15 protein-coding genes and 3 tRNA genes are annotated in these 16453 nt (G+C 64.3%); all 18 read left to right on the top strand.

Going from position 1 to position 16453, the window contains the following annotated elements:
• The first annotated feature begins 16 nt into the window (after positions 1–16).
• Positions 17–101: transfer RNA gene (locus ACZLIF_RS14705), tRNA-Leu, on the top strand.
• A 111-nt stretch (positions 102–212) separates the two neighbouring features.
• Positions 213–569: an NADH-quinone oxidoreductase subunit A gene (locus ACZLIF_RS14700; protein WP_053519909.1), complete on the top strand. Its 357-nt coding sequence runs from the start codon at positions 213–215 to the stop codon at positions 567–569.
• Positions 560–1114 (top strand): NuoB/complex I 20 kDa subunit family protein, encoded by a 555-nt coding sequence (locus ACZLIF_RS14695; RefSeq protein WP_005410463.1) that lies wholly within the window; start codon positions 560–562, stop codon positions 1112–1114. Before ACZLIF_RS14700 ends, ACZLIF_RS14695 begins: the two co-directional genes overlap by 10 nt.
• 33 nt (positions 1115–1147) lie before the next feature.
• The gene (locus ACZLIF_RS14690; RefSeq protein ID WP_065181852.1) at positions 1148–1894 is read left to right on the top strand and encodes an NADH-quinone oxidoreductase subunit C; all 747 of its coding nucleotides are present in this window, start codon (positions 1148–1150) and stop codon (positions 1892–1894) included.
• Positions 1891–3198, top strand: coding sequence for an NADH-quinone oxidoreductase subunit D (locus ACZLIF_RS14685; protein ID WP_053519911.1), 1308 nt, complete (start codon positions 1891–1893; stop codon positions 3196–3198). Before ACZLIF_RS14690 ends, ACZLIF_RS14685 begins: the two co-directional genes overlap by 4 nt.
• A 97-nt stretch (positions 3199–3295) precedes the next feature.
• Positions 3296–3823 (top strand): NADH-quinone oxidoreductase subunit NuoE, encoded by a 528-nt coding sequence (nuoE, locus tag ACZLIF_RS14680; protein ID WP_006381132.1) that lies wholly within the window; start codon positions 3296–3298, stop codon positions 3821–3823.
• A 4-nt stretch (positions 3824–3827) separates the two neighbouring features.
• Complete coding sequence (gene nuoF, locus ACZLIF_RS14675) at positions 3828–5168, top strand: NADH-quinone oxidoreductase subunit NuoF (protein WP_065175540.1); 1341 nt, start codon at positions 3828–3830, stop codon at positions 5166–5168.
• Positions 5165–7399, top strand: a complete 2235-nt coding sequence (gene nuoG / locus ACZLIF_RS14670) for an NADH-quinone oxidoreductase subunit NuoG (RefSeq protein WP_128988553.1) — start codon at positions 5165–5167, stop codon at positions 7397–7399. The genes nuoF and nuoG overlap by 4 nt, the downstream gene beginning before the upstream one ends.
• Positions 7396–8490, top strand: coding sequence for an NADH-quinone oxidoreductase subunit NuoH (gene nuoH / locus ACZLIF_RS14665; protein WP_053519914.1), 1095 nt, complete (start codon positions 7396–7398; stop codon positions 8488–8490). The genes nuoG and nuoH overlap by 4 nt, the downstream gene beginning before the upstream one ends.
• A gap of 4 nt (positions 8491–8494) precedes the next feature.
• Positions 8495–8983 carry an NADH-quinone oxidoreductase subunit NuoI gene (gene nuoI, locus ACZLIF_RS14660; protein ID WP_053519915.1) on the top strand — a complete coding sequence of 163 codons (489 nt, stop codon included), beginning with the start codon at positions 8495–8497 and terminating at the stop codon, positions 8981–8983.
• Positions 8984–8992: 9 nt separating this feature from the next.
• Positions 8993–9652: an NADH-quinone oxidoreductase subunit J gene (locus ACZLIF_RS14655; RefSeq protein WP_128988555.1), complete on the top strand. Its 660-nt coding sequence runs from the start codon at positions 8993–8995 to the stop codon at positions 9650–9652.
• Positions 9649–9954 carry an NADH-quinone oxidoreductase subunit NuoK gene (gene nuoK, locus ACZLIF_RS14650; protein ID WP_053519917.1) on the top strand — a complete coding sequence of 102 codons (306 nt, stop codon included), beginning with the start codon at positions 9649–9651 and terminating at the stop codon, positions 9952–9954. Before ACZLIF_RS14655 ends, nuoK begins: the two co-directional genes overlap by 4 nt.
• A gap of 7 nt (positions 9955–9961) precedes the next feature.
• Complete coding sequence (gene nuoL, locus ACZLIF_RS14645; protein ID WP_053519918.1) at positions 9962–12124, top strand: NADH-quinone oxidoreductase subunit L; 2163 nt, start codon at positions 9962–9964, stop codon at positions 12122–12124.
• A gap of 23 nt (positions 12125–12147) precedes the next feature.
• On the top strand, positions 12148–13656 hold the full coding sequence (locus ACZLIF_RS14640; protein ID WP_053519919.1) for an NADH-quinone oxidoreductase subunit M: 1509 nt from the start codon (positions 12148–12150) through the stop codon (positions 13654–13656).
• A 15-nt stretch (positions 13657–13671) separates the two neighbouring features.
• A complete protein-coding gene (gene nuoN, locus ACZLIF_RS14635; protein WP_053519920.1) occupies positions 13672–15132 on the top strand; it encodes an NADH-quinone oxidoreductase subunit NuoN in 1461 nt (486 codons plus the stop codon).
• 126 nt (positions 15133–15258) lie between these two features.
• A tRNA-Met gene (locus tag ACZLIF_RS14630) sits at positions 15259–15335 on the top strand.
• A gap of 82 nt (positions 15336–15417) precedes the next feature.
• Positions 15418–15494 (top strand) — tRNA-Met (locus tag ACZLIF_RS14625).
• Positions 15495–15862: 368 nt separating this feature from the next.
• On the top strand, positions 15863–16453 hold the full coding sequence (gene rimP / locus ACZLIF_RS14620) for a ribosome maturation factor RimP (protein ID WP_128988821.1): 591 nt from the start codon (positions 15863–15865) through the stop codon (positions 16451–16453).

Genomic DNA, 16453 nt, shown 5'->3' with positions numbered 1-16453 from the left:
TCTGATGTGATCGTTTGCCCAGGTGGCGGAATTGGTAGACGCACTACCTTGAGGTGGTAGCGACGCAAGTCGTAGGGGTTCGAGTCCCCTCTTGGGCACCATTTGTAAGTAAAGCGGGTTCACCTGGCGCGCAATGCGCCAGGGTGATTTCCGTCCACTCCCCCATGCCAAAGCGCCTGCAGGCGCAGCGGCAGAGGCAAGAGAGAATCGCTGTGCTGGCCGAATATTTGCCGTCTCTGCTGTTTCTGATCGTTGCCACCGGTATCGGCGTCGTGCTGATGCTGGTCGGCCGACTCCTCGGTCCCCGCCGCCCTGATCTGGAAAAGCTCTCGCCGTACGAGTGCGGCTTCGAGGCGTTCGAAGACGCGCGCATGAAGTTCGATGTGCGCTATTACCTGATCGCGATCCAGTTCATCGTCTTCGACCTGGAAATCATCTTCATCGTGCCGTGGACCCAGGTCTTCATGGAGCTGGGTGCCCGTTCGCTGGTCACCATGGGCCTGTTCGTCGGCATGCTGTTCCTCGGTTTCATTTACGTCTGGAAGAAGGGAGCGCTGGAATGGGAGTGATTCAGACGCTCGATGGCCTGATGAACAATCCGACCCCGGAAGGGCGGGTTGATGACATCCTGCGGCCGGAAGGCGACAATCCCCTGCTGGAAAAAGGCTTCGTCACCACCAGCGTCGACGCCCTGCTGAACTGGGCGCGTACCGGCTCGATGTGGCCGATGACCTTCGGCCTGGCCTGCTGTGCCGTGGAGATGATGCACGCCGGCGCCGCGCGCCTGGACCTGGACCGTTACGGCGTGGTGTTCCGCCCGTCGCCGCGCCAGTCCGACGTGATGATCGTCGCTGGTACGCTGGTCAACAAGATGGCCCCGGCACTGCGCAAGGTCTACGACCAGATGCCCGACCCCAAGTGGGTGATCTCCATGGGCAGCTGTGCCAATGGCGGTGGTTATTACCACTATTCCTATTCTGTCGTGCGCGGCTGTGATCGCGTGGTGCCGGTGGACGTCTACGTCCCGGGCTGCCCGCCGACCGCCGAGGCGCTGGTGTACGGGATCCTGCAGCTGCAGAAGAAGATCTGGCGTACACAGACCATCGCCCGCTGACCCCTTCACCTGACAAGAGCGCGCCAAGCCCCCATGGCAGAGCAAGCATCCTTCATCGACCGACTCTCCGCACGTTTCGCTGGTGCGAAGGTCATCGTGGTCGAACCCCGCGGCGAAGTGACGCTGGAAGTGCCTGCCGCCGAGTGGCACGCCACCGCCCTGGCGCTGCGTGACGAGTTTGGTTTCGAGCAGGCCGTGGACCTCTGCGGCGTGGACTACCTGGGCTATGGCTCCGACGAATGGGACACCGCCGACGTGTCCTCGCACGGCTTCAGCCGCGGCGTCGAGGGCAAGGCGCAGGGCCGCTTCGCGTGGGGCGAGTTCCCCAGCGAGGAGAGTGCCGAAGGCGCCCGCCCGCAGCACATGCCGACCCAGCGCTTTGCCGTGGTGGCGCAGCTGCGCTCGTACCAGCACAACCTGATGATGCACCTGCGCTGCTTCGCACCTGACGAAGCACTGCCGGTGGTGTCCTCGCTGACCGGCATCTGGCCGGGCCTGAACTGGTTCGAGCGCGAAGCGTTCGATCTGTATGGCGTGATCTTCGAAGGCCACCCGGACCTGCGCCGGATCCTGACCGACTACGGTTTCGTCGGCCATCCGTTCCGCAAGGACTTCCCGCTGATCGGCAATGTCGAAGTGCGCTACGACGAAGAAAAGAAGCGCGTGATCTACGAACCGGTCACCTCGGTTGAGCCGCGTGTCGGCGTACCGCGCGTGATCCGCGACGACGCCCGTCTGCAGACCGCAGCCGGCGAGCGCGCGCAGGAGGCAGTGAAGTGAGCCACGTACACCAGGCCGGCGAAGCGTTCGCCAGCAATGCCGCCGAAAGCCGGCAGGAAATCCGCAACTACACCATGAACTTCGGCCCGCAGCATCCGGCCGCGCATGGCGTGCTGCGCCTGATCCTGGAGATGGACGGCGAGACCATCATGCGCGCCGACCCGCACGTCGGCCTGCTGCATCGTGGTACCGAGAAGCTGGCCGAGTCCAAGCCGTTCAACCAGTCGATCGGCTACATGGATCGCCTGGACTACGTGTCGATGATGTGCAACGAGCACGCCTACGTGCGCGCGATCGAGACCCTGATGGGGATCGAGGCGCCGGAGCGTGCGCAGTACATCCGTACCATGTACGACGAGATCACCCGCATCCTCAACCACCTGATGTGGCTGGGTTCCAACGCGCTCGACCTGGGCGCGATGGCGGTGATGCTGTATGCCTTCCGCGAGCGCGAAGAGCTGATGGACTGCTACGAAGCGGTTTCCGGCGCGCGCATGCACGCGGCGTACTACCGTCCGGGCGGTGTCTACCGCGACCTGCCGGACCACATGCCGAAGTACAAGGAATCCCGCTGGCACAAGGGCAAGGCGCTGAAGCAGCTCAATGCTTCGCGCGAGGGCTCGCTGCTGGATTTCCTGGAGAACTTCACCAATGAGTTCCCGGGTCGCGTCGACGAGTACGAAACCCTGCTGACCGACAACCGCATCTGGAAGCAGCGCACCGTCGGCATCGGCGTGGTCACCCCGGAACTGGCGCACCAGTGGGGCATGACCGGCGTCATGCTGCGCGGCTCGGGCATCGCCTGGGATCTGCGCAAGAAGCGTCCGTATGCCAAGTACGATGCCGTTGATTTCGACATTCCGCTGGGCAAGGAAGGCGACTGCTACGACCGTTATCTGGTCCGCGTCGCCGAGATGCGTGAGTCCAACCGCATCATCAAGCAGTGCGTGGCATGGCTGAAGGCCAACCCCGGCCCGGTCATGGTCAAGAACTTCAAGGTCGCTCCGCCCAGCCGCGAGGACATGAAGGACGACATGGAAGCGCTGATCCACCACTTCAAGCTGTTCAGCGAAGGCTACTGCGTGCCGGCCGGCGAGACCTACTCGGCGGTGGAGGCCCCGAAGGGTGAGTTCGGCTGCTACCTGGTTTCCGACGGCGCCAACAAGCCCTTCCGCGTGCACCTGCGTGCGCCGGGCTTCGCCCACCTGTCCTCGATCGACTCGGTCGTGCGCGGCCACATGCTGGCCGACGTGGTGGCGATGATCGGTACCTACGATCTGGTGTTCGGCGAGGTTGACCGGTAATGCCGTCTGCCACGCCAACGCCTGCTGCAGGCAGCCGGCGCAAGCCGGCGCCGCAGTTCCTGGAATTTCACGTTATGCATTTCGCTGAGGTCGGCCGATGAAGGCGACAGGTAATTTCGAGGCGGCGCGCGACGTCGACCCGATGGTGGTGCTGAGCGACAAGACCCGCGCTCACATCGATCACTGGCTGTCCAAGTTCCCGCCGGACCGCAAGCGCTCTGCCGTGTTGCAGGGCCTGCATGCGGCCCAGGAGCAGAACGAGGGCTGGCTGACCGACGAGCTGATCGCCGGCGTGGCCAAGTACCTGGACCTGCCGCCGGTGTGGGCCTACGAGGTCGCCAGCTTCTACTCGATGTTCGAGACCGAGAAGGTGGGCCGCAACAACGTGGCCATCTGCACCAACATCAGCTGCTGGCTCAATGGCGCCGAGGACATCGTGCGCCACTGCGAGAAGAAGCTGGGCATCAAGCACGGCGAATCGACCCCGGACGGCCGCGTCTACCTCAAGCGCGAGGAAGAGTGCCTGGCCGGCTGCGGCGGTGCGCCGATGATGGTCATCAACGGTCACTACCATGAGCGTCTGACCCTGGAAAAGGTCGACGAGCTGCTGGACGGGCTGGAGTAAGGGCATGGCACATCACCACGAATCCAAGGGCCCGGTCGGTCCCGCTCCGCTGCCGCACCAGGTGGTCTACACCACCCTGCATTACGACACTCCGTGGTCGTACGAAAGCTACCTCAAGACCGGTGGCTACGCCGCCCTGCGCAAGATCCTCGAAGAGAAGATCCCGCCGGAGCAGGTCATCGAGATGGTCAAGGCCTCCGGCCTGCGCGGCCGCGGTGGCGCAGGCTTCCCGACCGGCCTGAAGTGGTCCTTCATGCCCAAGGGCAACATGCAGAAGTACATCCTCTGCAATTCGGATGAATCCGAGCCGGGCACCTGCAAGGATCGCGACATCCTGCGTTACAACCCGCATTCGGTGGTGGAAGGCATGGCGATCGCCTGCTACGCCACCGGTTCGACCGTGGGCTACAACTACCTGCGCGGCGAGTTCCACCACGAGCCCTTCGAGCACTTCGAACAGGCCCTGGCCGACGCCTACGCGAACGGCTGGCTGGGCAAGAACGTGCTGGGCTCCGGCGTGGACATCGACATCTACGGTGCTCTCGGTGCCGGTGCCTACATCTGCGGCGAAGAAACCGCGCTGATGGAATCGCTGGAAGGCAAGAAGGGACAGCCGCGCTACAAGCCGCCGTTCCCGGCCAACTTCGGCCTGTACGGCAAGCCGTCGACGATCAACAACACCGAGACCTACGGCTCGGTGCCGGCGATCATCCGCAACGGTCCGGAGTGGTTCAAGGGCCTGAGCCGGACCGCCAATGGCGGCCCGAAGTGCTTCTCGGTCTCCGGCTGCGTGCAGAACGGCGGCAACTTTGAAGTGCCGCTTGGCACCACCTTCGACGAGCTGCTGGAAATGGCCGGTGGCCTGCGCCCGGGCCGTACCCTGAAGGGTGCGATTCCGGGCGGCGTCTCCATGCCGGTGCTCACCGCGGCGGAGCTGAAGGGCCTGCCGATGGACTACGACACCATCCGTGCGCTGGGCTCCGGCCTGGGTTCCGGGGCGGTCGTGGTGCTGGATGACAGCGTGTGCTGCGTCAAGTTCGCCTGCCGCATCAGCCAGTTCTTCCACAAGGAATCCTGCGGCCAGTGCACGCCGTGCCGTGAAGGCACCGGCTGGATGCACCGCGTGCTCGAGCGCATCGTCGCCGGCAAGGCCACGATGGAAGACCTGCACCAGCTGAAGGCGGTGGCCGGCCAGATCGAAGGCCACACCATCTGTGCGTTCGGCGAAGCGGCGGCATGGCCCATCCAGGGTTTCCTGCGCCAGTTCTGGGACGAATTCGAGTACTACATCGTCAACGGTCATTCGATGGTTGACGGCAAGAAGGTGGAGGCAGCCGCCGCATGAGCGCGCAACCCGTAAACCCGAACGTGCCACCGGACCATGTGACCATCGAGATCGATGGCAAGTCCCTGGTCGTGCCCAAGGGTTCGATGATCATCCAGGCCGCCGACAAGGCCGGCATTCCGATTCCGCGCTTCTGCTACCACGAGAAGCTGCCGATCGCCGCCAACTGCCGCATGTGCCTGGTGGACGTGGAGAAGTCGCCGAAGCCGGCGCCGGCCTGCGCCACGCCGGTGATGGACGGCATGAAGGTCGCCACCCGCAGCGAGAAGGCGCTGAAGTTCCAGCGCTCGGTGATGGAGTTCCTGCTCATCAACCATCCGCTGGACTGCCCGATCTGCGATCAGGGCGGCGAGTGCGAGCTGCAGGACGTGTCACTGGGCTATGGCCGTTCGGTCAGCCGCTTCAACGAGCGCAAGCGCGTGGTCCCGGACGAGGACATGGGTCCGCTGGTCGCCACCGAGATGACCCGCTGCATCCAGTGCACCCGCTGCGTCCGCTTCACCGCCGAAGTGGCGGGCACCTATGAACTGGGTGGCATGTACCGCGGCGAGAACCTGCAGATCGGTACCTACGACGGCAAGCCCCTGACCACCGAACTGTCCGGCAACGTCGTCGACGTCTGCCCGGTCGGCGCGCTGACCAACAAGGTGTTCCAGTTCCGTGCCCGTCCGTGGGAGCTGACCGCGCGCGAGTCGCTGGGTTACCACGACGCGATGGGTTCGAACCTGTTCCTGCATGTGCGCCGCGGTGAAGTGCTGCGTTCGGTGCCGCGCGACAACGAAGCGGTCAACGAATGCTGGCTGTCCGACCGCGACCGCTACTCGCACCAGGGCCTGTACAGCGAAGACCGTGCGGTCAAGCCGCTGCGCAAGGTCAACGGCGAGTGGAAGGAAGTGAGCTGGGCCGAAGGCCTGGCCGCTGCCGCCGACATCCTCAAGGCGAACCAGGGCGACACCCTGGGCGTGCTGGTGCACCCGTCGACCTCCAACGAGGAAGGCGCTCTGCTGGCGCGCCTGGCCAAGGGCCTGGGTTCGGGCAACATCGATCACCGCATCAACAACCGCGATTTCTCCGACGCCGCCACCGCCGAAGTGTTCGGCCTGCCGCTGGCGGAGATCGAAGGCGCTGACCGCATCGTGATTCTGGGCAGCAACATCCGCCATGAACTGCCGCTGCTGCATGCCCGCCTGCGCAAGGCGCAGACCCAGAACGGCGCGAAGATCCACGTCGTCAACCCGGTCGACTTCGACTTCGCCTTCAGCATCGCCGGCAAGCAGATCGTCGCACCGTCGCAGTTCGTCGATGCCCTGGCCAATGCCGAGCTGCGTTCGGCGGTGCAGGGTGGCAGCAACACCGTGCTGATCGTCGGTGCCATCGCCGAGAACCACCCGCAGGCTGCCGCGATCCGCGCCGCCGCGCGTGATTTCGCCACCGCCACCGGTGCTCGCCTGTGCCGCATTCCGCAGGGCGCCAACGCTGTCGGCCTGACCCGTGCGGGCGTGCTGCCGGCCGGCAGGGACGTCGCCGCGATGCTGGCGCAGCCGCGCCAGGCCTACGTGGTGTACGGCCTGGAGCCGGGCCTGGACTTCGCCGATGCGCCTGCCGCGCGCAAGGCGCTGGCCGGTGCCCAGGTCGTGGCGTTCAGCCACTTCGCCTGCGCCTCGACCCGCGACGTCGCCGATGTGATCCTGCCGATCGGTGCGCTGCCGGAAATCGACGCCACCCTGACCAACCTCGATGGCCGCGAACAGTCGGCCCGTGCCGGTGGCAAGCTGCCGGGCGAGGCCCGCGAAGGCTGGCGCGTCCTGCGTGCGCTGGGCGGTGAGCTGGCGGTGGCCGGTTTCGACTTCATCGATCTGGCGGGCCTGCGTGCCAGCCTGGCACCGGTATCGGTCACCGTGGCTGCGTCGGCCCAGCCGGCCGTTGCAGGCGAAGGCCTGGAAGTGGCCTCGACGGCGGCGATCTACCGCACCGATGCCGTGGTCCGCCGCGCTCCGGCGCTGCAGTCGCATCCGCTGAACAACGCCCCGCGCATCGTCCTCAACACGGAAGATGCCGCACGCCTGCAGCTGCAGGAAGGGCAGATGGCCAAGGTCGGCACCGATGCCGGTCGCGCCACCCTGCCGGTGCTGGTCGACGCCCGCGTCGCTGCGGGTTCGGTCTGGATTGAATCGGGCCACGGCGCGACCGCGCCGCTGGGTGCCGCTCGCGTAACGGTGGTGGCTGCATGAACGAATTGCTGTTGAACGCGGTCGATCCGCTGCACCAGTGGCTGCTCGGCCTCGGTGACATCGGCGCGCTGCTCTGGATCATCCTGAAGATCCTGGTGATCACCGTACCGGTGATCGTCTCGGTGGCCTTCTACGTGGTCTGGGAACGCAAGCTGATCGGCTGGATGCACGTCCGCCACGGCCCGATGTACGTGGGTATGGGCATCTTCCAGGCCTTCGCCGACGTCTTCAAGCTGCTGTTCAAGGAAGTGGTCCAGCCGAGCAACGCCAACAAGGCGATCTACCTGCTGGCACCGCTGATCACCCTGGCCCCGGCGTTCGCGGCCTGGGCGGTGATTCCGTTCGATTCGCAGATCGTGCTGTCCAACGCCAATGCCGGCCTGCTGTACCTGCTGGCGATGACCTCGCTGGGCATCTACGGCATCATCCTGGCCGGCTGGGCGTCCAACTCGAAGTATGCGTTCCTGGGTGCGATGCGTGCCTCGGCGCAGATGATCAGCTACGAAATCGCGATGGGTTTCGCCCTGGTCGGCGTCATGATCGCTTCGGGCAGCCTGAACCTGAGCAACATCGTGATGGCCCAGGCCGGCAGTTCCGGCTTCTTCGACTGGTTCCTGATTCCGCTGTTCCCGCTGTTCGTCGTGTACTGGGTGTCCGGCGTGGCCGAGACCAACCGTGCGCCGTTCGACGTGGTGGAAGGCGAGTCGGAAATCGTCGCTGGCCACATGGTCGAGTACTCCGGCGGCGCGTTCGCGCTGTTCTTCCTGGCCGAGTACGCGAACATGATCCTGATCAGTTTCCTGATCTCGATCTTCTTCCTCGGTGGCTGGCTGAGCCCGATCCAGGGCTGGGTCGATCCGGGCACTGTGTCGCCGCTGGTCGACTGGATCTGGAAGGGTGGCGCGCCGTGGCTGTTCGTCAAGGTGTTCTTCTTCGCCAGTGCCTACATCTGGTTCCGTGCCAGCTTCCCGCGCTTCCGCTACGACCAGATCATGCGCTTGGGCTGGAAGGTCTTCATTCCGCTGACCATTTTCTGGATCGCGGTCACCGCCGTCATGGTGTTCTTCGGCGTGATTCAAAAGGGCGTCTAAAGTGATGAACAGGATTACCCATTACTTCAAGAGCCTGCTGCTGCTCGAACTGCTGGCCGGCCTTTGGCTGACGCTGAAGTACAGCGTCAGGCCGAAGTACACGATGATGTACCCGATGGAGAAGTTCCCGCAGTCGCCGCGCTTCCGTGGCCTGCATGCGCTGCGCCGCTATCCCAACGGTGAAGAGCGCTGCATCGCCTGCAAGCTGTGCGAGGCGGTCTGCCCGGCGCTGGCCATCACCATCGATTCGGCCAAGCGCGAGGACGGCACCCGCCGCACCACCCGCTACGACATCGACCTGTTCAAGTGCATCTTCTGCGGCTTCTGTGAGGAAAGCTGCCCGGTGGACTCGATCGTCGAAACCCACATCCTCGAGTACCACTTCGAGAATCGTGGCGAAAACATCGTTACCAAGCCGCAGCTGCTGGCCCTGGGCGACCGTCTCGAGTCCGAGATCGCCGAGCGTCGCGCCGCCGATGCCGCTTACCGCTGAGGTCGAGAGATGGATTGGGTAAATATCGCTTTCTGGGTCTTCGCCATCGTGGCCGGCATCTCCGCCGCGGCGGTGATCAGCGTGCGCAACCCCGTGCACGCCGTTCTGTGCCTGGTGCTGACCTTCTTCTCCGTTGCCTGCGTGTGGCTGCTGGTGGGCGCCGAGTTCCTCGGTGTGGCGCTGGTGCTGGTCTACGTCGGCGCGGTGATGGTGCTGTTCCTGTTCGTGGTGATGATGCTCGACATCGATCCGTCGAACCTGCGTGAGGGCTGGGTGCGTTACCTGCCGGTCGGCCTGATCGTGGCCGTGGCGATGCTGGTGCAGATGCTGATGCTGATCGGCGTCAAGGGCAGGGCGGTCAATCCGTTCCCGGCCGACAATGCGGCCGCTCTGGCCGCTGACACGTCCAACGTCACCTGGCTGGCCCGCAGCCTGTTCACCGAGTACCTGCTGCCGTTCGAGTTCGCCGCCGTCATCCTGACCGTGGCCGTGGTGGCCGCGGTGATGCTGACCCTGCGTCGCCGCGAAGGCCTGAAGAGCCAGAACCCGACGCAGCAGACCATGGTCAAGGCGCACGATCGCCTGCGCGTGGTCAAGATGAGTGCCGAGCAGCCGGTGGTGCACAGCAACAGCACGCCTGCGGCCGGCGAAGAGGAGACCAAGGCATGATCACTCTGGGCCATATCCTGGCGCTGGGCGCGGTGCTGTTCTGCATCAGCCTTGCCGGCATCTTCCTCAACCGCAAGAACATCATCGTGCTGCTGATGTCCATCGAGTTGATGCTGCTGTCGGTGAACATCAACTTCGTCGGATTCTCGCGCCAGCTGGGCGATCCATCCGGCCAGCTGTTCGTGTTCTTCATCCTGACCGTCGCCGCTGCCGAGGCCGCCATCGGCCTGGCGATCCTGGTGACCCTGTTCCGTACCCGCCGCACGATCAATGTCGGCGAAGTCGATTCGCTGAAGGGCTGATCTACAGATGGAAATCACTCTCTCCAAGAGTCTGTTGATCGCAGTGGTGCTTGCACCGCTGTTCGGCAGCATCATCGCCGGCCTGTTCGGTCGCCAGGTCAAGCGCTTCGGCGCGCAGACCATCACCATCCTCGGCGTTGCGGTTGCGTGCGGCCTGTCGATGTACACGCTGTACCAGCTGCTGTGGGGTGGGGCGCAGCCGTTCAATCAGAACGTCTACACCTTCTTCGAAGTCGGCCAGTACTCGGCCCACGTCGGTTTCATGGTCGACAAGCTGACCGCGATGATGATGGTGGTGGTGACCTTCGTGTCGCTGCTGGTCCACATCTACACGATCGGCTACATGCAGGACGATCCGGGCTACCAGCGCTTCTTCAGCTACATCTCGCTGTTCACCTTCTCGATGCTCACCCTGGTGATGAGCAACAACTTCCTGCAGCTGTTCTTCGGCTGGGAAGCGGTGGGCCTGGTGTCGTACCTGCTGATCGGCTTCTGGTTCAAGCGCCCGACCGCGATCTTCGCCAACATGAAGGCGTTCCTGGTCAACCGCGTCGGTGACTTCGGCTTCCTGCTGGGTATCGCCGGCGTGCTGTGGGTGTTCGGCACCCTGGACTACTCCGAGGTGTTCTCGCAGGCCAGCATGCTGGCCGACCCGCGCGCCCAGCTGCAGATCTGGGACGGCACCCTGTTCGGGATGCAGCTGCTGAACGAGCCGGTGATCTGGTCGATCGCCACCCTGATCTGCATCTGCCTGTTCATCGGCGCCATGGGCAAGTCGGCCCAGGTCCCGCTGCACGTGTGGCTGCCGGATTCGATGGAAGGCCCGACGCCGATCTCGGCGCTGATCCACGCCGCGACCATGGTGACCGCCGGTATCTTCATGGTCACCCGCATGTCGCCGCTGTTCGAGCTGTCGCAGACCGCGCTGGACTTCATCCTGTTCATCGGTGCCACCACGGCCTTCTTCACCGGCCTGATCGGTATCGTGCAGAACGACATCAAGCGCGTGGTCGCGTACTCGACGCTGTCGCAGCTGGGCTACATGACCGTGGCGCTGGGTGTTTCGGCCTATTCGGCTGCCGTGTTCCACCTGATGACCCACGCCTTCTTCAAGGCGCTGCTGTTCCTCGGCGCCGGTTCGGTCATCATCGCCATGCACCACGAGCAGGACATGCGCAAGATGGGCGGCCTGCGCAGGTACATGCCGATCACCTTCATCACCATGTGGATCGGTACCCTGGCCCTGGTCGGTACGCCGTTCTTCTCCGGCTTCTACTCGAAGGACACCATCATCGAGGCCGCCGAGATCCATGCCCATATCCAGGGCAGCTGGGTGGCCACCTATGGCTACTGGGCGGTGCTGGGCGGCGTGCTGGTGACCAGCTTCTACAGCTTCCGCCTGCTGTTCATGACCTTCCATGGCAAGGAGCGCTTCCGCGACGCGCATGACGATCATGGCCACGGCCATGACGATCACCATGCCGCCGATGCGCATCATGCCGACGCCCACCATGACGACCACGGTCATGGCCACGGCGCGCACGAGCCGCACGAGACCCCGTGGGTGGTGACCCTGCCGCTGATCCTGCTGGCCATCCCGTCGATCGCCATCGGCTTCTTCAGCATCGGTCCGATGCTGCACGGCACCGACTGGGCCGGCCACCACGCCCATGAGGCGATCAAGGGCCAGGCGACCACGTTCTTCACCGGCATCGTTGATTTCTACGATCCGGCCAAGAACACCGTGGCCTTCCTCGGCGAGGAATTCCATGGCCCGGTGGCGTTCGCGCTGCACGGCATGATGCTGCCGCCGTTCTGGCTGACCCTGGCGGGCTTCCTGCTGGCCGCGTTGTTCTACCTGTGGAAGCCGGACCTGTCGGGCAAGGCACGCAAGGCCTTCGCCCCGCTGGTGTCGGTGCTGGAAAACAAGTACGGCTTCGACAAGCTGTGGATCGATGGCTTTGCCGGTGGCAGCGTCAAGCTCGGCAGGGTCTCGCGCTGGATCGACAGCAACATCGTCGACGGCGTGGTCAATCTCTCGGCACGTGTTGTGGACGTCGCAGCCGGCGTGCTGCGTCGTACCCAATCCGGTTTCCTCTATCACTACGCCTTCGCGATGATCATCGGCCTGATTGCCCTGCTGGGCGTGCTGATGCATTACCTGCGTTGATGACCTGTACGGAATAAGAAGACGTGTCGAACTGGCCTCTACTCAGTGTCCTCATCTGGCTGCCGATCATCGGTGGTGCCCTGATCCTTGCGATCCGTGATGCGCAGACCGCCCGCTGGGCGTCGCTGGGCGTGGCGGTGCTGACCTTCGTGGCGAGCCTCTCGCTGCTGGGCGGCTACAACCCGGGCATCGATGGCCTGCAGTTCGTCGAGACCCATGCGTGGATCCCGGCGTACAAGATCGGCTACAACCTGGGCGTGGACGGCATCGCCGTGGCGCTGATCCTGCTGACCACCCTGGTCAGCGTGCTTGCCCTGATCGGTGCCTGGAGCGCGATCGACAAGCGCGTCAACCAGTACGTGGCGGCCTTCCTGATCCTGGAAGGCGTCACCGTCGGCATCTTCGCCGCGACGGACGCGATGCTGTTCTACGTGTTCTTCGAAGCGATGCTGATCCCGATGTTCCTCATCATCGGTGTCTGGGGTGGCCCGCGTCGCATCTACGCCGCACTGAAGTTCTTCCTCTACACCTTCCTCGGCTCCGTGCTGATGCTGGTGGCGCTGATCTACCTGTACATGAAGGGCGGCAGCTTCCAGCTGGCCGATCTGTACGCGCTGCCGCTGACGGCCAAGGAGCAGACCTGGATCTTCTTCGCCTTCCTGATCGCCTTCGCGGTCAAGGTGCCGATGTTCCCGGTGCACACCTGGCTGCCGGATGCGCACGTGGAAGCGCCGACCGCCGGTTCGGTGATCCTGGCCGCCATCGCGCTGAAGATCGGTGGTTACGGCTTCCTGCGCTTCAACCTGCCGATCGTGCCGGATGCTTCGCTGGAATGGGCCTGGCTGGTGATCGCGCTGTCGCTGATCGCGGTGATCTACGTCGGCCTGGTCGCCCTGGTCCAGGACGACATGAAGAAGCTGATCGCGTACTCGTCGATCGCGCACATGGGTTTCGTCACCCTGGGTACCTTCATTGCCCTGTGGCTGGTGCGTGAAGCCGGCAACGTCGATGCCGCCCGCCTGGGCCTGCAGGGCGCGATGGTGCAGATGATCTCGCACGGCTTCGTGTCCGGTGCGATGTTCTCCTGCGTCGGCGTGCTGTACGACCGCATGCACAGCCGCCGCATCGCCGATTACGGCGGCGTGGTCAACGTGATGCCCTGGTTCGCCACCTTCGCCATGCTGTTCTTCATGGCCAATGCGGGCCTGCCGGGCACCAGCGGTTTCGTCGGCGAGTTCATGGTCATCCTGTCCGCCTTCCAGCGTAATCCGTGGATCGCCCTGGGCGCGGCCACCACCCTGATCATCGGTGCGGCCTATACCCTGTGGCTGTACAAGCGCATCTTCTTCGGCGAAGTGGCCAACAGCCATGTCGCCGAACTGAAGGACATCAACGGCCGCGAATGGCTGGTGCTGGGCGTGTTCGCCATCGGCGTGCTTGCCCTGGGCATCTACCCCAAGCCGCTGACCGACCTGATGGAGCCCTCGATCGCGAAGCTGGCGATGCAGATCGCATCCAGCAAGCTGCTGTAATTCCAGGATTTGATGATGACCACCTCGCCGCTGCTGCCATTGACCGCTGCTGACCTGCCTCCGCTCGCCCCCGAGCTGGTGCTGATCGGCAGCGCCTTCGCCCTGATGATCCTCGACCTGTTCGTCAGCGAGCGGAACAAGATCGTCACCCACCTGTTCTCGGTTGCTGCACTGGCCGTCGTGCTGTTCATGCTGGCGACCGGCGTGGGCGGGCAGGGAGAGGTCTTCCATGGCATGTTCGTGCGCGATACCGCCGCGGACGTGATGAAGACCGGGATCGTGCTGCTCAGCGGCCTGACCCTTGTGTACGGCTGGCGCTACCTGCGCGACCGCAATCTGTTCCAGGGCGAGATCCCGGTACTGATCCTGTTCGGCACGGCCGGCATGATGATCCTGGTCTCGGCCGGCAGCCTGCTGATGGTCTACCTGGGCCTGGAACTGCTGGCGCTGTGCTCGTATGCGCTGGTGGCCAGCAACCGTGACAGCGGTCTGGCCTCGGAAGCGGCGATGAAGTACATCGTGCTCGGTTCGCTTGCCTCCGGCCTGCTGCTGTATGGCATGTCGCTGATCTACGGCGCCACCGGCAGCCTGCACCTGGACGTGATCCGCGATGCCATCCCGCATTCCGAAGAGCGCGTGCTGCTGATCACCGGCGCGGTGTTCATGATCGCGGGCGTGGCCTTCAAGCTGGGCGCGGCGCCGTTCCACATGTGGCTGCCGGACGTCTACCAGGGTGCTCCGGCGCCGATCGCGCTGTTCATCAGCTCGGCACCGAAGCTGGCTGCGTTCGGCATGGCCTACCGCCTGCTGGAAATGGGCGTGGGCCCGCTGTCGACCGAGCTGCAGCTGCTGATCGCCGGCCTGGCCGCCGTATCGCTGGTGATCGGCAACCTGATGGCGATCGCGCAGAGCAATCTCAAGCGCATGCTGGCGTTCTCCACCGTCTCGCACATCGGCTTCCTGCTGATGGGCATCGCCGGTGGTGGCTCGCAGGGCTACGCCGCCGCGCTGTTCTATGCGCTGGCCTACGCCATCATGTCCACCGCTGCCTTCGGCGCGATCATCGCGCTGTCGCGTGCCGGCTTCGAGGCCGAGAACATCGAGGACTTCAAGGGCCTCAACGCGCGCAACCCGTGGATGGCCGGCCTGGTGCTGTGCATCATGGCGTCGCTGGCGGGCATTCCGCCGTTCCTCGGCTTCTGGACCAAGCTGGCGGTGCTGGGTGCGGCCGTCAACGGCGGCCTGCTGTGGCTGGCGATCCTCGGCGTGCTGTGCGCAGTGGTCGGCTGCTTCTACTACCTGCGGGTCATCAAGGTCATGTACTTCGATGAGCCGGTGGGCGAGGCCATTCCGCGCAGCAACGATCGCGTGCTGGGCCTGGTGCTGGGCGTGAACGCGCTGGCGCTGCTGGCGCTGGGCCTGGCCTGGAACCCGATCATGGTCTGGTGCCAGCAGGCTTTTGCGCATCTTGCATAAAAGTTGACACAAAGCTGCGCGATTCGTGTAATATGCGCAGCCTGAGTTGTCACTGCAGCGGTTCAGCCAGAACATCGTTGCGACAGCCCCCTCGCCAGGGTGGGGCAGCAGCTCAAACACTTCCGGTGCGGGGTGGAGCAGTCTGGCAGCTCGTCGGGCTCATAACCCGAAGGTCGCAGGTTCAAATCCTGCCCCCGCTACCAACATCAGACCGGCGCCATCCGGCTTGATGAATGAGGGAAAGCTTGCATTTATTGCAGTTATGCCTCATGATTCCGCTTCTGATGCGGGGTGGAGCAGTCTGGCAGCTCGTCGGGCTCATAACCCGAAGGTCGCAGGTTCAAATCCTGCCCCCGCTACCAAGTAAAGAGATCGCCTTCGAAGTGCTGCTTCGAAGGCGTTTTTCTTTGAGGTCTGTGTGCTTTCCACGTGTTCGGGGTCAGATCCCTTTTTCCGTGGAAAAGGGATCTGACCCCGGGTCCCTGCCTTGCACCAGCGCGGTGCAGCCGCTATCATCATCGGCCTAAGCAGTACCCCTGAAGGCGGCGCTCCCCTGGGGAGACCTCACCCGGAAGGAGGGCTCGCAACATGCCTTCGAGGCGTGCTGCAACCGGAATCCAGTCACCGGAGTCTTTCCGGAAAAAGGGGCCCTGCGGGCCCTTTGTCGTTTCCGGGGCGTCATGTTCACGCCGGCCATGGCCGGCACCCAACCAAGAGATCAAGGCAGGCTGTGAGCGACAAGGCAACCGACATCGCGAATCTGCTCGCCCCGACCGTTGTGTCGCTGGGCCTGGAGCTGCTGGGCGTTGAGTATCTGCCGGCCCCCGGCGGTGCGACCCTGCGCCTTTACATCGACGTGCCGCTGGCTGAACAGCCCGAGCGCATCATCAATGTCGACGACTGCGAGCGGGTCAGCCGCGAAGTGTCGGCGCAGCTGGACGTCGAAGACCCGATCAGCGGCAACTACACGCTGGAAGTGTCCTCGCCGGGCGTCGATCGTCCGCTGTTCAACCTGGAGCAGTTCACTCGCCACCTGGGGGAGTCGGCCAAGGTCACCCTGAAGCTGCCGCAGGACAACCGACGTCGCCTGCAGGGCCGTATCGAAGCGACCGACGAGGTTGCGGGCACCATCACCTTCATCGTCGACAAGGCCGAAGTGGTCGTGTCGGCGGACAACATCGACAAGGCACGGATCCTGCCCGACTGGGTGGCGCTGGGGCTGGCCCCGAGCAAGCCGACCGGTCCGGCACCGAAGCGTCCGAAGCCGAACAAGAATTCTTCTTCCAACGAGCCGGCGGCAAAGAAGCCGCGCGCGGAGTGA

The sequence above is a fragment of the Stenotrophomonas sp. 2201_Sma genome (assembly GCF_056486685.1).
Note: the sequence above shows the minus strand (reverse complement) of the source record. Positions and strands in the feature narration are given on the sequence as shown.

Coding starts and splice junctions, on each gene's coding strand:
- ACZLIF_RS14695 (WP_005410463.1), top strand. CDS start 560: ATGGGAGTGATTCAGACGCTCGATGGCCTGATGAACAATCCGACCCCG.
- ACZLIF_RS14690 (WP_065181852.1), top strand. CDS start 1,148: ATGGCAGAGCAAGCATCCTTCATCGACCGACTCTCCGCACGTTTCGCT.
- nuoE (WP_006381132.1), top strand. CDS start 3,296: ATGAAGGCGACAGGTAATTTCGAGGCGGCGCGCGACGTCGACCCGATG.
- nuoF (WP_065175540.1), top strand. CDS start 3,828: ATGGCACATCACCACGAATCCAAGGGCCCGGTCGGTCCCGCTCCGCTG.
- nuoG (WP_128988553.1), top strand. CDS start 5,165: ATGAGCGCGCAACCCGTAAACCCGAACGTGCCACCGGACCATGTGACC.
- nuoH (WP_053519914.1), top strand. CDS start 7,396: ATGAACGAATTGCTGTTGAACGCGGTCGATCCGCTGCACCAGTGGCTG.
- nuoI (WP_053519915.1), top strand. CDS start 8,495: ATGAACAGGATTACCCATTACTTCAAGAGCCTGCTGCTGCTCGAACTG.
- ACZLIF_RS14655 (WP_128988555.1), top strand. CDS start 8,993: ATGGATTGGGTAAATATCGCTTTCTGGGTCTTCGCCATCGTGGCCGGC.
- nuoK (WP_053519917.1), top strand. CDS start 9,649: ATGATCACTCTGGGCCATATCCTGGCGCTGGGCGCGGTGCTGTTCTGC.
- nuoL (WP_053519918.1), top strand. CDS start 9,962: ATGGAAATCACTCTCTCCAAGAGTCTGTTGATCGCAGTGGTGCTTGCA.
- nuoN (WP_053519920.1), top strand. CDS start 13,672: ATGACCACCTCGCCGCTGCTGCCATTGACCGCTGCTGACCTGCCTCCG.